The organism is Bradyrhizobium sp. USDA 3262, assembly GCF_054060035.1.
The window spans coordinates 2,955,689-2,970,002 of sequence record NZ_JBSSCT010000001.1; the positions used below are offsets into that span (position 1 = coordinate 2,955,689).

Annotated in this window: 13 protein-coding genes and 1 pseudogene; 6 read left to right on the forward strand and 8 right to left on the reverse strand. The window is 58.3% G+C overall.

What is annotated here, in order from left to right:
- Positions 1 to 29 precede the first annotated feature (29 nt).
- The 6 genes from ACVWYP_RS13780 (at position 30) to ACVWYP_RS13805 (ending at position 7,229) form a co-directional block, all read left to right on the forward strand.
- Positions 30 to 1,454, forward strand: a complete 1,425-nt coding sequence (locus ACVWYP_RS13780; RefSeq protein WP_026192337.1) for an aspartate ammonia-lyase — start codon at positions 30 to 32, stop codon at positions 1,452 to 1,454.
- 1,100 nt (positions 1,455 to 2,554) lie between these two features.
- Positions 2,555 to 3,448, forward strand: a complete 894-nt coding sequence (locus ACVWYP_RS13785; protein WP_028343737.1) for an amino acid ABC transporter substrate-binding protein — start codon at positions 2,555 to 2,557, stop codon at positions 3,446 to 3,448.
- 87 nt (positions 3,449 to 3,535) lie between these two features.
- Positions 3,536 to 4,930: an amidohydrolase family protein gene (locus ACVWYP_RS13790; protein WP_028343736.1), complete on the forward strand. Its 1,395-nt coding sequence runs from the start codon at positions 3,536 to 3,538 to the stop codon at positions 4,928 to 4,930.
- Between the two features lie 265 nt (positions 4,931 to 5,195).
- Complete coding sequence (locus tag ACVWYP_RS13795) at positions 5,196 to 5,687, forward strand: Lrp/AsnC family transcriptional regulator (RefSeq protein ID WP_026192338.1); 492 nt, start codon at positions 5,196 to 5,198, stop codon at positions 5,685 to 5,687.
- A gap of 614 nt (positions 5,688 to 6,301) precedes the next feature.
- Positions 6,302 to 6,529, forward strand: coding sequence for a hypothetical protein (locus tag ACVWYP_RS13800; RefSeq protein ID WP_155258721.1), 228 nt, complete (start codon positions 6,302 to 6,304; stop codon positions 6,527 to 6,529).
- 109 nt (positions 6,530 to 6,638) lie between these two features.
- Positions 6,639 to 7,229: a hypothetical protein gene (locus ACVWYP_RS13805; protein ID WP_051448095.1), complete on the forward strand. Its 591-nt coding sequence runs from the start codon at positions 6,639 to 6,641 to the stop codon at positions 7,227 to 7,229.
- Between the two features lie 7 nt (positions 7,230 to 7,236).
- Here ACVWYP_RS13805 and ACVWYP_RS13810 read toward each other — a convergent pair whose 3' ends face one another.
- The 8 genes and pseudogenes from ACVWYP_RS13810 to ACVWYP_RS13845 form a co-directional block, all read right to left on the reverse strand.
- Positions 7,237 to 8,583, reverse strand: coding sequence for an IS5 family transposase (locus ACVWYP_RS13810; RefSeq protein WP_026191834.1), 1,347 nt, complete (start codon positions 8,581 to 8,583; stop codon positions 7,237 to 7,239).
- 229 nt (positions 8,584 to 8,812) lie between these two features.
- The gene (locus ACVWYP_RS13815) at positions 8,813 to 8,992 is read right to left on the reverse strand and encodes a hypothetical protein (protein ID WP_141382075.1); all 180 of its coding nucleotides are present in this window, start codon (positions 8,990 to 8,992) and stop codon (positions 8,813 to 8,815) included.
- A gap of 125 nt (positions 8,993 to 9,117) precedes the next feature.
- The gene (locus ACVWYP_RS13820) at positions 9,118 to 9,423 is read right to left on the reverse strand and encodes a hypothetical protein (RefSeq protein WP_129964851.1); all 306 of its coding nucleotides are present in this window, start codon (positions 9,421 to 9,423) and stop codon (positions 9,118 to 9,120) included.
- Between the two features lie 825 nt (positions 9,424 to 10,248).
- Entirely contained in the window at positions 10,249 to 10,833 is a 585-nt protein-coding gene (locus ACVWYP_RS13825; protein WP_028344409.1) for a UPF0149 family protein, read from the reverse strand.
- A gap of 29 nt (positions 10,834 to 10,862) precedes the next feature.
- A pseudogene (locus tag ACVWYP_RS13830) lies at positions 10,863 to 11,015 on the reverse strand (transposase domain-containing protein); the annotation flags it as partial.
- 114 nt (positions 11,016 to 11,129) lie between these two features.
- A complete protein-coding gene (locus tag ACVWYP_RS13835; protein ID WP_018269999.1) occupies positions 11,130 to 12,131 on the reverse strand; it encodes a tyrosine-type recombinase/integrase in 1,002 nt (333 codons plus the stop codon).
- On the reverse strand, positions 12,128 to 13,054 hold the full coding sequence (locus ACVWYP_RS13840; protein WP_209943998.1) for a tyrosine-type recombinase/integrase: 927 nt from the start codon (positions 13,052 to 13,054) through the stop codon (positions 12,128 to 12,130). The genes ACVWYP_RS13835 and ACVWYP_RS13840 overlap by 4 nt, the downstream gene beginning before the upstream one ends.
- Positions 13,051 to 14,085 carry a site-specific integrase gene (locus ACVWYP_RS13845; protein WP_253592551.1) on the reverse strand — a complete coding sequence of 345 codons (1,035 nt, stop codon included), beginning with the start codon at positions 14,083 to 14,085 and terminating at the stop codon, positions 13,051 to 13,053. The genes ACVWYP_RS13840 and ACVWYP_RS13845 overlap by 4 nt, the downstream gene beginning before the upstream one ends.
- Positions 14,086 to 14,314: the final 229 nt, after the last annotated feature.

The following is a 14,314-nucleotide window of genomic DNA, read 5'->3' on the forward strand; positions in this document are numbered from 1 at the left end:
AAAAGCCATGACAGAAATGAGAGTTTGATATGACTAGCGCATCGCCAACAGAGCGCATTGAAAGCGATTCCCTTGGGCCGGTGACGATCCCCCTCAAAGCTTACTATGGGCCGCAGACCGCGCGCGCGATCGAAAATTTCCCGATCTCTGGCATTCCGATCAACCACTTTCCCATATTCCTAAAGGCCTTGGCATTCGTGAAGATGGCCGCAGCCAGGGCAAATGCGAGCCTCGGAGATCTTGAGCAGAATAAGGCCGATGTAATCTGCGAGGTTTGCGGCGAAATAGCACGGGGAGTGCTGTGGAGAGAATTTCCGCTCGACGTCTTCCAGGGAGGAGCGGGAACGTCGACCAACATGAACATGAACGAGGTGATAGCAAACCGTGCCCTGGAAATCATGGGACTTCCGCGGGGACGATACGACGTCGTCCACCCCAACAATGACGTCAACCTGTCGCAGTCCACGAATGACATCTATCCGACCGCAATCCGGCTTGCGATATTGCTGTCCCACGGGCAGCTCCAGGCTGCACTTGAGCGCCTCGCGATTGCCTTTGAGGAGAAGGCAACTTGCTTCAGCGAAGTGATAAAGCTCGGCCGAACGCAATTGCAGGATGCCGTCCCAATGACTTTGGGGCAGGAATTCCAAGCCTTCGCGACGACCCTTCGCGAGGATGTCTCTCGACTCGGAGAGATCGCCTCATTCTTCCAGGAGATCAATCTTGGAGGCACAGCGATCGGTACCGGCATCAATAGCAATCCCGACTATCAGGCACTTGCCATTTCGGAACTTTGCGAGATATCGGGTCTCCCGCTCGTTGCGGCCGGCAACCTGATCGAAGCTTGTTGGGATACCGGAGCCTTCGTTTTGTTTTCCGGTATGCTCAAACGAACGGCGACTAAGCTGTCGAAGATCTGCAACGACCTAAGGCTACTTTCTAGTGGACCACGCGGAGGGCTAAACGAAATTAATCTGCCGCCGCTTCAGCCCGGCTCGTCCATCATGCCTGGCAAGGTCAATCCGGTGGTGCCGGAAGTCGTCAATCAGGTCGCATTCCAAATCATCGGCTACGATCTAACTATCACACTTGCTGCGGAAGCCGGGCAGCTCCAATTGAACGTCATGGAGCCTGTGATTGCGTACAATGTTCTCCATTCTCTCGAGCTGCTGATCAATGCGATCGAGGTGCTACGCACGAAGTGCGTCACCGGGATCACGCCAAACGAGCAAGTATGTCTTAGACACCTCGAGGCCAGCGCTGCGGTTGCGACAGCCCTCAGCCCAGCGATCGGTTATGAGCGTGCGGCCGAGCTGGCGAAGAAGGTGCTGATCTCGGGCAAGACAATCCGCGAAGTACTTGACGAGGAGCCGGGTCTTTCCCCGGATTTGATTGCCCAAACGACCGATCCGCGTCGACTTACCAGGCCGACGCGAGCGCGATTGGCATCATAGATCCCGAGCATGGATCAAAAGGAAGTACGAGTTAACGAATGCAGATCGTCGTCTTCCGAAGTCGGTCAAAAGAGCCGAGCCGCAGTCGGTTCGATCCATGGAATCGATCGAACTCGGATGTCCTCGCCAGATCATTCTGATCGGGAGCCGGAAGGAATGCTTAACGCCGCGCGTACCGGCGGCGTTTTCCGCCGAAACGTAGCCAAGATGAAAATTGGTGGCGGGCAATTCAAGGACCTCGGAGACGTACGAGGGGATTTTCGATACAGCCTGCCGCCTGACACGTGTCGTGGGCTGCCCGTCAAGCTCGGTGATCAGCGTGTCAGCTTCCACTTCTCCCTGACTTGGCCACCGCGCCGGCGGTGGCCGCTCTTTTCTTGAGCCGTGTAGACTTGGAGCTTGCGTAAGGAATTGACTTGCGAAAGCGGCTGTATCGCCAGCACACCTCGAGGTGAGACGTCGTGTGATCAGTCGGGTCCCGAAGCGCCGACGACACCAACGAAGGCATCGCCAGCTTCACCCCCGGTTCGACCAGGACTTGCGTCCCATTTGGCTCGGTCTCGACCATCCCAGCCTTGGTCGGCGCCGCGGTGCTCTAAACGTGCACCCTTTGTGCTGCGGGAAAGACGCTCGAAGTGAGTGCCGCCCGCGCGAAGGGGCCGACTGTGAACGATGAAAAGCACGGATTCCCAAAGTTTAGAAAATGCACATTGCATGGATTTCGTGTTTCCCGATTGAGCATGATCGCCGACGGGCGGAAGCATCTCACGAGTGGTGGTTAGGGCGGACCTGTCGAATTTGTGACGTCGCCCGTAATTAAATTATCATATTTCGGAATTAAAAAACTCGCAAACTGAAATTTATATGGTGCCAAACGGATCGTGAGGCCTATCATTTAGCCACGGCTGAGTGCTGCCCGGTTTATGTGCGGTGCGGAAATGAGCGGATGTTTTGCTTCCAGGTTCGGGCACTAGGCGTCTGCCGGCTGTTGGAAGGGGCAATCCTAGCGAGGCCTGATCGCGCGTGGGTCGCGTGGCAACGCACGCGTTGCCCAAGGCCAAAGACGCAAAAGCGCGGCTCATATGAATCAGAGGAATTCCATGGCTAAAATGTTTGCACTGCTTTCAGCGACTGTGATCACCGGAATAGCGATCTCCACGGCCCAGGCGGGGCCAACGCTTGACAACATCAAATCGAAAAGGGTGATCAGCATTGGTTACCGCGAGGCTTCGATACCTTTTTCCTATCTCGGCGCCGATCAGAAGCCTGTTGGTTTTTCGCTCGACCTTTGCGCGCACGTCGTCGACCGTCTGAAAGTTGATCTTGGCACTCCGGACATTCAGACGAAGCTCACGCCCGTCAACTCGTCAAACCGGATCCCACTTATCCAGAATGGCACGATCGACATCGAGTGCGGTGGCACTGCCAGCAGTAAGCAGCGTCTGGAACAGGTGTCATTCAGCGTTGCAACCTTCGCCAGTCAAACGGCTTGGCTCGCAAAGGCGTCAAGCGGGCTCAAGACACCGAAAGACCTGAAGGGAAAGACCGTTGTCGTAACTCAGGGTTCCGATGCTCTCGGCATTGCCAAAGGCATTTCGCAGGGAGACGACCTCAATCTTACTATCGCGCAAGCCAAAGATCATGCGGAATCATTACTGCTGCTTACGACCGGCCGTGTGGCGGCGTGGGTGGAAGCTGACATTCTCTTGGCCGGCATGAAGGCGGATTATTCGAAACCAGCTGACCTCATCTTTCTAAAAGCTAACTACGGTACCGTTTATTACTATGGTCTGATGTTCTCGAAGGACGATCCCGACTTCAAAAGGATAGTTGACGACGTTCTCTCCAAACTCATGGCCTCCGGCGAGTTCATCAAAATCTACGACAAATGGTTCGTAGCTGCGATCCCGCCGAAAAACATCAATCTGAATTTCCCAATGACCGATGCGCTTAAAGAGCGCGTTGCCCACCCTAGTGATGTCGTCAATTACTGAGCTTGCCCGCGACGACGCGAAGCCGTCACGGCGGTACGACGTCAACACCGGACCGACAGAATGGTCCAATGCTCGGTGCGATCGTGAATGCAGACGCAAGCAACTGTCGTCACCAAAAAGGAGCGCGAAATGAGAAGCGGAGCGGTTGGCTGGGAGTCGATGACAGACGCAGATCGACAAATCGCGCAATGGGTCGAGGAGACGCCATTTGTGGACACCCATGAACATCTGATCGAGGAAAGTCAGCGCCTTTCCGGAGCGATCCATCCACGAACATTACCATGCAACGACTGGGCCTATCTATTCAGATCCTATGCTGCCGAGGATCTGGTGGTTGCAGGCCTGCCAGCTTCCGACCTACGAGCGTTTCTCGGGCCGGACCTTACGAGCCAGGAAAAATATCGGCTGATCGCCCCCTATTGGGAACGCATCCGCCATACCGGCTACGCCCAGGCGCTGCGCCATACGTTTCGTGGCGTTTACGGTGAAGAGGACCTGACCGCCGAAAGCCTGCCCCGCATCGCCGAGAAATACCGTGAAACCGTTCAGCCGGGTTTTTACGCACGCATTCTGGACCTGGCAAACATCAAAGGCTGCCACGTCAATTCGCTACAGCGCATCTTTATGGAGACCGAGCAGCCGGATTTGCTCGACCACGACATAAGCATCCTTCAATTGTGCCGGTGTAGTGCTGCTGACTTTGCGTGGGTGGAAGCCGAAACGGGTAGACGCCCGACGACGCTCGATGAATGGCTCGAGGTTGTCGACTTCTATTTCGCAACATACGGCCGCAAAGCCGTGGCTGTGAAATCGCAAATTGCCTACTCGCGCGCCCTCGATTTCGAGCCGGTCACCAAGGCGCATGCCGCAAGACTATTCCCCCACCATGCCGACAGAGTAGGCGCATTGCACGCCCTTGGTCCTGGGGACCTCAAGGCGCTGCAAGACTATCTATTTCGCTATTGCGTCGGCAAAGCTGGCGAGTACGGCTTGCCGGTCAAACTGCACACAGGCGTGTTGGCTGGCTACGGCGTGATGCAACTCGCCCGCACTCGCAGCAATGCCGCAGACGTTTGCCGTCTGCTGCAGGATTTTCCCGAAACCCGATTCGTACTCATGCACATCGGCTACCCATACGAGCACGAGTTTATCGCGCTGGCCAAACATTATCCTAACGCTGCGATCGACATGTGCTGGGCATGGATCATTAATCCGGTGGCGGGCGTTCGCTTTTTGAAGGAGTTCTTGATGGCGGTTCCGTCCAACAAGATCTTCACCTTCGGCGGTGACTATGTTGCTGTCGAGCCCATTTATGGCCATGCGTGCGTAGCGCGCCGTGGAATCGCACGAGCTGTCTCGCAATTGGTCGCCGAAGGCTGGATCGAGCTTGAGGACACCCGTGACCTGATTGACCGGATCATGCGCGGCAACGCACTTCAGTTCTTTCGGAAAGCGCATCGGGAGGATACGACGCAGCCGTGAACGCGGACAACCGCCTTGAGGTTTGTCGACGTCCAAGACCGTCAATGATACGAAGGCGGTCGGCGCGCCCACGGCATCGAGCATGCTTAAGCGGCCGGTGCCGCTTTCCCGTGATTGGCGCCTCGATGCCCGGAGAGTTAAGCGAGTAAAGAAGACCGGAGCCGACACCTATCGAATCTTCCATGCCTTCATGCCGTTGGACAATTCTCTTCGCCCGCGCCTGGATCTAGTGGTGAATTCGCCTCAGGGTTGGAGCTATTATGCAATGCCATACGATCGGATAGACGCTCGCATCCTCGAAATGGTGCAAAAGAACAATCGTCTGACCTCCGAGGTGATCGGCGAAATAGCGGGGCTTTCTGCAACCGCGTGCCAACGCCGGTTGAAGAGGCTGCGCTCGGAAGGCATCATCGAGGCAGATATCTCGATCGTTTCGCCGAAGGCCGTTGGAAGACCCATCCAGATGCTTGTACTTGTGACTATGGAGCGGGAGCGTTGTGATATCATTGATAGGTTTAAGAAGGCCATCAAATCGTCAGCTGAAGTCGTCAATGGCTTCTACGTTACCGGTGATGCTGACTTTATTCTATACGTGACCGCGCGTACCATGGAGGACTACGAGCAATTCACCAGAAGCTTCTTCTACAAGAATCCGGACATCAAATGCTTCAAGACGCTGGTCGTTATGGATCGGGTAAAGGCTGGCTTTGCTGTTCCCGTTGAGGTGCCTGCCTGTGATAGACCAACCAATCGTTGATTGGGTGTTTCGATCCAGCAGATCCACTAACAATTGCGCACAGCCGGCGTCTCACTCAGAGGAGGTCCGAGCCATCTTTGCTATCTCCGAATTCCATGCGTTTCCAGTCAGTGTAACTATAGGCTCCTGACCAATGATGGACGGGCTTCCCGCAACGCATGCAGACAAAAAGGCCCGAGCTCTTCAAAGGAGCGGATGCCGGCTCCTGAACCGCAGAATAACTGGTGCCGCAGCCCTGGCATGAAAAATAGACGATCATCGGTCTTCCTGGGTGGATCCACGCGCCCTAGGCTGCGTGGTCGGCATGATGCCAGAGCTCGATGCTCTTGAGGCTCAGATCACCATAGAACCGCTTCGATGCCCGACGGAAGCAGTTCCTAGCGGCCTCCAGATCAGTTGCACCCCGCCGCTATATGGTGGGACGGGTAGCGCCACTGACGGCATAGGTCCAGAACGCCGGACTGCGCTCAGTCGCCAACCTGATCCGGCGGCCCTCCGGTCTTCGTGGATCACCACGAACTCATTTTCGATCGGGCGCCGGCCATTCGGTGAGAGGGAGCAAAGCACATACGATCGATGATCGCGGCAGTGGCACGCGGAGAGAAGCTGTAGAGATGGGTCTAGGTTATCAAGTGGACTGCCATGAACGAGTCAATTCGCCAAACGCTATCCTGGCCGGCCTTGGTGGCGTCGGTGGTTTTGCCGAACTCACCACCGTTTCGCGCGACGGCGTCACTCAGCGCATCATCGATCGCTGGCCAGGGGACGAAATCGGCGGACCGCTGCATCCTGTTCCGAACGACTGGACCGCTTGGCGTCGGCTGAATCCTGCGCCTAGATAGAGTCGATTGAAACGCAAAATAGCTGAGCGCAGGGCGCATAAGATGGCGCTTTCATTCTGACGTCAGCTCTCTGATTGCGTCTCGGCCTTAATCGCGCTACGTTTTGCGAATGACGAAAGAAGCCGTCGAACTAGCGCTGAATCAGTCGTGGTCGACGTTGCTCTTGGTCGCTTGTGGTTACGTCGCATACTATATTGCGAACGTTGGAATTAGAGATCACCACAAGCCGGCCGACGTCACCTTTTCGATCTTAGTTTTTGCTTTCGTCTCCGCTTTTGCATTCTATTCTGGCCGGTGGGTTCTCAATCTTTCCCTGGTAGTCTCATCAGGCATCACGTTCCTTTTTGCGCTGGCTGCTGGCGCCTCGTGGAGAGTGCTCGGGCGGCCTCGCTTTGAACGCATGCTGCGAGCAACGCGCATCAGTCATTCGGACGATCTACCAAGCGCTTGGATGGCACTTCATGGAGAACGATGTGTGGCGACTCAACTAGTCGTTCAGTTGAAGGATGGGACTTGGCTGATGTGCGACAACCTTTCGAGATTTCAGGCGAGCCCGAATGGTCCCTGCGTATTGGGCGCAAAAGGCGATATCTTAATGTATGTCACCGACAAACTTACCGACAAACAAAGCAAACGCGGCGTAGGGTTCGTTCCAGTAGCAGATCCCATTGACGCAAGTTGGGGGCACGAGATTACGTAGTCGTCCGTTAAGAAGCCGATTGCAGCGGTGAACGGTCGCTGATGGCTGCGATGAGGGTGGCCAGGAAGAGGCGCCAAAGACCCCTCAGCCAGGCGAGGATGCGGCGGAAGTTGTGGCCGACGGCTGAGAGGATGACGTTGGCGGCGTCTCCGGCGCGGCCTTTGAGGTAGCAGCGGCCGAGGTGACCATCGGTCTTCAGGTGTCCGATGATGGGTTCGATGGCGGAGCGGCGGCGCAGCTCGCGCCTGATGATACCGAAGACCCCGCGCTTCTGGCCGGAGATGAAGACACGGCGCGGGTTCTGTGCGTCGTGGCCGCGATATCCCTTGTCGGCATAGGCCCGCTCGATCGCGCAGCCGGTGAGTGTCTCGGTGCGGTCGATGACGTCGCGCAAGGTATGACCGTCGTAGGGGTTATCGGGCAGCGCCCTGGCGTGCAGCACGAACAGGCCACCGGGAGCACGGCGGTTGTTGGTGACGATGGAGGCTTTGACACCGAACTCGTAAGGCGCGGCTGCTTTGCCCTTGCCGATGCACTCCACCTCCGGGGCGTGGAAGGAATAGAGCTTCCAGCCGCGCTGGCGCTGCTGCTGCGAGCGGATCTGCGAGGCCCGGCCGAGCGGGAGGGCGAACGCGTTCTCGAGCACGGCCTGACCTTCGATCTTGCGGCGGATATCGCGGATGATCCGGCCCAGCCGGCTGCGCAGGATACGCAACTGCCGCTGATGCCGCTTGAATTGCTTGGCATGGGCGTAGCGTCCCGCCATCATGGCCGCGGTCTTGGCAATGCGAAGATAGGACTGCCGCAGCCTGACCCCGTGCTTCCTCGCCAGGCGGTTGAGCCCCCTGATCGCCGCGTGCAGCAGCTTGGCATCGGTCGGGAAGGCGATGGCCTTCGGCTGCACGGTGGTATCGACCGTGACCCGCTTGAGGTCCTGGCTGCGTAACGCGCCGGCCTCGTGCGCCACCCGCAGGCTCTCGGCCAGCAACAGCTCCAGCTTGTCGCCGAGCCGCTTGCGCCAGTGGCTCAGGTCCGAGCGCTCGTGCGGAAACGCGTGCTGAAAGAACTCTTCGCCGGTGAAGTACTGGAAATACGGGTCGTGGACCCAGCGCTCGCACACCCCCTCATCGGACAGGCCGTAAATCTGCTTGAGCAGCAGCAGCCCGATCACGAAGCGGGTCGCGATCCCCGGCCGACCGTTCTCGCTGTAGAGCGGCGCGATCTCGCCGTCGATCCAGTCCCAATCGACCTTGCCGGCGAGCTGAACCAGCTCGTGCTTCATGTTGATGATCTGGTCCAGCCTGGCCCGGAACAGATCGCCAGATCCCGTCGTCCTTTGCTTCTTCGGTCGCATCGTCACCTCCGACGCGACCACGGAATCATGACTGGCGATTCGACTGAATCCTGAAAATGAAATTGCAAGGTTCCGAGGCTCGAAACATCAAAACCTTGCAATCCAAAAACAGTCCACACCAGCAAATGCGATTCTGCCTCAATCGCTTAGCCGATCTTCACGGACGACTACGTATATTCCCGCCGATCAAATCGCGAGAGTAGATCTCCGTCGCCGGATTTAAATCGAATTACTTCTTTGGCTTCGGCGGTGGTGAACTAGGAATCGTATCGGTCGTCGGAATATAATTTCCGTCTACCCCATGACCCGGATGCTGCTGGTTTGGCAGCGTCGCGGGTCTGTAGTTTTTGATGACTTCGGGAGTATAATTTTGGTTGACGGGCTGCGAACCGTCTTTTTCGTCGGACATGGTAATGGCTCCATTCAATACACGTTACTTTATGAGCTGTCTCTCGAGGTTGCAAGCCGATCTTAGCTAGCGCTATGCGATAGTCCCTATGGCCCTGAGGCGGAACGGTTGCTCCAATAGCTGAGTCACACATTCTGTCTTTGATCCGAATTAAAGCTCGATGCTCCGTAGTCGACAATGATCCATTTGTTCATCGTTACGGTCCGTCCCATCTCCCTTTCGGTGGCGGCGCGAGTTGCTTCCAATGCTGCTTTCGCCGCCTCGATATTCGCGAAGGTGCCTTCAAGAGTGGTGTTCGGTAGGCGATACCAGATGTTGTTGGTGGCGAGTATCCAAAGTTTCCAATTGTGGGCCGCGGCTTGCTTGAGAAACGTGGAATGTGGATCTGGGCTAGTTTCTTTTATATCGTAAGATGCCAGGTATGTTGGCACGCAATGCCCCCTTAGTTAGCTAGCGGTCCGTGTCTAAAATGAAAATTCGTTATCATCGGTGGATGTGCACTGATAGATTAGCAGGTGGCGGAATGGCGGAATCCGCGCCCACGGCTTCGCCCCAATAGCATTTGGAACAGGAGCGCAGCTCTATATCAACTCACATGTTCCGTGCCGCGATTCAATTCACGATTGATGCGATCCTTGACCCGACGAACCGCAAGAAGCTCCAACCTCGTTCGGGTTCGGCCACTGATCGTCTTGCCATCGAGTTGGAAACTGTAGCGCCACTCGCCCGGCAATACTTCTCGAATGCTGAATTGCACACCTCTATGCTGCATAAATAGTTTCAATCCCGATACACCATGGCCCCCCAGCGCCGTCGTCGTCGAGCTCCAGATTGATCTATGATTCCGTCAATGCTGAAAGCGTTGACCCGATACCGAAGTGAGCCGCCGATCCATAGGACCGGCGGCCAAGTCAAGGGAGGAAACGCCCGTTAGGGCAGCGGTAGGAGAGTATACCGCTTAGGCACCGCCAATCTCCTGGCGGATCTCGCAAAACAAATTTGCAATTTGGCTAAAAGATGATCCTGATTCACCGAATGCAGGTGATGCGAAGAGGTCTACGCGTGCTGGCTTCAAGTAATTCAATTCAGCCTGTAGCAAAAGAAAAAGTTGCGTACGTGGCGTACCAACTGAGCTCTTTCCGCTCTTCGGTTACATCTTCAACAAGTCGAAGCTGTTTCGTCGTTTTACAGGGCTAGATTCGAAAGGCGCGCAGCCTGCCATTCGTAACCGGTATGAGCTCCCACGTCGGCGGTGATTAGCGTGCGTAGCGGATCGGCATCCAGTATTGGCGCATGGCCTCGACGGCTGCGGGAATATCGAGGTGGGCGTTGCGCAGAGAGTCTCGGGTCTCGCGGCCGGTCCGTGGCGGTCCGAGCAGCGGACCGGCCTGATCGTCGCGACAGTGAAGCAGAATAGGCAGCAGCAGGCGGTGATTGACGTTGCTGGCGTCCAGCAATGGCGCCCACGCCGACAGCCTGAGCCGCATCGCGGCGTAGAATCCCTGGCACCATGGTCGCGGATCGACGACGCCGTTGGGTTGACGCCGGTGCATCGGGGCGAACTGGTTAGGCGTGGTGGAAAGGATCTGGCTGATCTCGTTATGACGCAGCGCGACGGCGGAGATCGCAGCGAACTCCGGGGTGCCGCCGTGGTTGAAGGCATCGGCATCGATGGCAAGCAGTGGGCATATCCAATCGAGCGGGCTCATCGACACCGGTCCGGCCACGATCGCGGCGACGTAGCCGTCGAGCATGGGGAGACCGGTGGCGGCAGGATGCTGATCGACGCGAGCCTGGAGCCATTGCTCGAGCTCCGCAAGCGGCATGGCGGCGGCCGCCATCGACGATGAAGCTTTAGGGCGACGTGGGCTCATGCTGCAGCCTGTGCGATGCGCTCACGGGCCGCCTTCCAGTTCCAGACGAGCAGCTCGTGGAGCTGGTGGCTCTTGGTTCGCCCGGAGACAATCCGCTCCAGCACGTCCGTCAGATAGATCTGAGGATCGAGTTCATGGAGTTTTGCCGTTTATGCCGACCGCCGAACTATGCCGAATGGTTTTGGGAAGAGCCCGTCGTTCGCGCGGATTTGCCGCTGGTCGAGCGATCGTCGTCCTGCTTCCATTCGGCATAGTCTGGCATCTTACAGCGCCTCAAGGAAGGCGAGCAGGCGGTCGCTCGGCTGGAAGCGGGTTCGCTTGCGGTGTGCGTACGGCTTGAGCTTAGCGAGGGCCGCTTCTTTGAGTGCGAGATGGGCATGCAGGTAGGTCTGCGTCGTTTCGATCGACTCATGACCGAGCCACAGCGCAATTACCGAGCAATCGACGCCCGCTTCCAGCAGCTCCATCGCAGCGCTGTGCCTGAGCACGTGCGGCGATACCCGCTTGGACGCCAGTGACGGACAGCTCTCGCTGGCGACACGCACATGCTTGGCCAGGAGCGATTGGACGCTGTCGGCGCTGAGCCGACCACCGTGCATGTTGGGGAACAGCGCGTTTGCGCCGTGGCGCGCCGGTTCCTTGAGCCATGCCTGGAGGGCGCCGCGCGCGTGCGCGGTTAGTGGCGTGCATCGCTCCTTTCGACCCTTTCCGACGCATCGCACATGCGCGCCGGTGCCGAGGTGGACGGCACCCCTGTCGAGGCTGATCAGCTCGGACGGGCGCAAGCCGGTCTGGGCCGCAAGCAGCAGCAAGGTATAATCGCGACGTCCGAGCCAAGTCGTGCGATTAGGAGCGGCAAGAATCGCCTTGATCTCGGACCGTGCCAGGAAATGCACCTGGCGCTTGTCGTGACGCTTGCTTGGAATCGCCAAGATGCGCTGGATCAGGGCGCTGTGAGCCGGCTCCTCGAAAGACACGAACCGGAAAAAGGAGCGAATCGCTGTCAGACGCAGGTTGCGCGTCCTGACGCTGGCGTCCCGCTTCGTCTCGAGATCAGCGAGAAACGCGCTGATAAAGGGCATGTTTAGATCGTCGAGGGCCAAGGCCGACGGCGGCTTGCGGAGCTGCGCCTGTGCGAACGTGAACAGCAGCCGGAACGTGTCTCGATAGGATGCGATCGTGTTGGCGCTGACATTGCGCTCGTGCATGAGCCGCACGGTGAAGTAACGCTCGATGAGCGCGGCGAGGTTGCTGCTTGGCTTCATGGCTTGACCTCCCAGCGCCGGTCGAGACGGCGGGCGGCCCCTTCCATCAGCTCCGGACAGGCCGAAAGATACCAATAGGTGTCGCGCACGCAGGTGTGGCCGAGATAGGTGGAAAGCGCCGGAAGCTGCTGCTCGACATCGGTCCCGTCGCGATACCAGCCGAGAAGTGTGCGGACGGCGAAGCGATGCCGGAAATCGTGTATGCGTGGCCCGCTATGGTCGCCCGGGCGCCGTAGGCCGATCTCGCGGGACAAGCACAAGAAAACACGGTGAACATACTGGTGCCGCAATCGGCCACCGCGCTCGGCCAAGAAGAAGTGCGTACCGCAGCACGACCCGAGGTGAGCATCTCGCCGTTTGGCGTAGCTGCGGAGAGCTGCACGGGTCGTCGGATGCAAGGGCACGAGGCGTGATTTGCCGAACTTGCTCTCTCGAACTGTGAGCAAGCCTTCCTTGAGATCGACATCGGCACGCTCAAGCCCGATCGCCTCGGACAGACGTATGCCCGTCACTGCGATCAGCCCGAACAGGTAATGATAAGTCCAGCGCCGCAGTCCGTTTGCGGGAGGCAGGGCACGTGCCGCCTTCAATAACGCCTCGATCTCCGCATCGCTGTAGACGTAGGGCTTGGCACGCTTCAGGGGTGGCAAGATCCCGGCGCGTGGCACCTCCGTCCCGGGATCGATGTTCGCGACATGGCGCGCGAAACCGCGTACATCGATCAATCGCAAGACCCAGGATGCGTGACGATCGGGTGGCAGAGTCGCCCAGGCGACGGCGAGCTTCGTGGTGATGGTCACGGCCTTGCGCTCCTCCATGAAGGAGACGAAATTGGCGAGCCGCCGGGCCTGCTGCTGATACTTGTATCCAAGCCCTTGGCGCATGCTCACATATTGCTCGAGTGCGGATCGCAGAGTGGTCATTGCGCGCCTCCCGGCCACGGCAGGCTCAATGTGCGGAGTCTCTGGATATCCACCTTCGCATAGATGCGCGTGGTGTCATGGCTCTCGTGTCGCAGCAACTGGCCGATCTCTGACAAGGTGGCGCCGGATCGGAGAAGCTCGGTAGCAAGGCTGTGTCGGAAGATGTGGGCGCCGTGGTGGGCGTAGCCACGGACGCCGGCGCGCTCCAGGGCGGTCTTGGCGATCACCGTAATCGCGCAACCGGATGCAAAGCCGACGTGAGGCGCCGGCGTGCGCAGAAACAGCCGGCGACACGACGACGTCGAACGGCGATCCCGCAGGTAGGCAACGATGGCCGCACCGACGTCTGGAGGCATCGGCATTCGCGCTCGCTGCCGACCCTTGGCGCGAATCAGCATCTCGCCGGATCGCCAGTCGATATCATCCAGGGTGAGGGTCGCGACCTCGCCAGCCCGTAAACCGAGCTTCGCCAGCAGCATCAGGATGGCATAATCCCGCCGTCCCATCGTGGTGGCCCGATCGCAACCATCGAGGACCTTCTGGACCTGCGCGGCGGACAGATAGGTCGGCAGGCTTGCGAGCTTCCATTGCCTGACCGACGGTACGCAATCCGCCAGTGCAAGCCGAGTCACCCCCTTATGATGGAAGTATCGGAGAAATGCGCGCAGCGACCAGCACATCCGCTTCCCGGATTCCGCGCTCCCATCCCGGGCGTGGCGCTCGATGTAGCGGGTGACGCCCTCCCGGCTGATGTTGCCGAGATCGCGGGCACCAGCAGGGCATACCTCACGCAGGAAGCGGCGAATGGATGGCAGGTGGCAGATGATGGACCTCGGCGCCAGCCCGCGTTCCTGTCGCAGATAATCACTAAACCCCTCGAATATCTGGTGCTCCGGGGTGGTCGGCGGCAGTGGCGCAGGTGCAATCATGCCCGCCTCGCGCAACACCGATAGCAACCGCTTCAGCGCCGCCCGGTCGCCCGCCTGGATGCACAGCTTCCGCGCTCGGTACTTAAGGTACCGTTCGGTCACACGCTCATCGAGATCAGTCAGCTTCAGACCTGACCGGCAGCGCCGTGTTGGGCGCAACGATCGGCAATATACTCGAATTCTACGACTCGGGACTTATAGCTTTTTCGCTATCCAGATCGGTCCACTCGCCGCACGTCCATCTTGATGCGGCCGGTCTGCGCGCCGGTTTTTCACATTGACATGAAGCATGCACGATGAGCCTCATGACAACGTGTGCAATAAAAATGCC

Bases quoted from the DNA above. Each gene is read 5' to 3' on its own strand.
- ACVWYP_RS13800 (WP_155258721.1), top strand. From the start codon at position 6,302: ATGGGTCTAGGTTATCAAGTGGACTGCCATGAACGAGTCAATTCGCCA.
- ACVWYP_RS13825 (WP_028344409.1), bottom strand. From the start codon at position 10,833: ATGGCGGCCGCCGCCATGCCGCTTGCGGAGCTCGAGCAATGGCTCCAG.
- ACVWYP_RS13810 (WP_026191834.1), bottom strand. From the start codon at position 8,583: ATGCGACCGAAGAAGCAAAGGACGACGGGATCTGGCGATCTGTTCCGG.
- ACVWYP_RS13780 (WP_026192337.1), top strand. From the start codon at position 30: ATGACTAGCGCATCGCCAACAGAGCGCATTGAAAGCGATTCCCTTGGG.
- ACVWYP_RS13795 (WP_026192338.1), top strand. From the start codon at position 5,196: ATGCCATACGATCGGATAGACGCTCGCATCCTCGAAATGGTGCAAAAG.
- ACVWYP_RS13805 (WP_051448095.1), top strand. From the start codon at position 6,639: ATGACGAAAGAAGCCGTCGAACTAGCGCTGAATCAGTCGTGGTCGACG.
- ACVWYP_RS13835 (WP_018269999.1), bottom strand. From the start codon at position 12,131: ATGAAGCCAAGCAGCAACCTCGCCGCGCTCATCGAGCGTTACTTCACC.
- ACVWYP_RS13815 (WP_141382075.1), bottom strand. From the start codon at position 8,992: ATGTCCGACGAAAAAGACGGTTCGCAGCCCGTCAACCAAAATTATACT.
- ACVWYP_RS13785 (WP_028343737.1), top strand. From the start codon at position 2,555: ATGGCTAAAATGTTTGCACTGCTTTCAGCGACTGTGATCACCGGAATA.
- ACVWYP_RS13790 (WP_028343736.1), top strand. From the start codon at position 3,536: ATGCAGACGCAAGCAACTGTCGTCACCAAAAAGGAGCGCGAAATGAGA.
- ACVWYP_RS13840 (WP_209943998.1), bottom strand. From the start codon at position 13,054: ATGACCACTCTGCGATCCGCACTCGAGCAATATGTGAGCATGCGCCAA.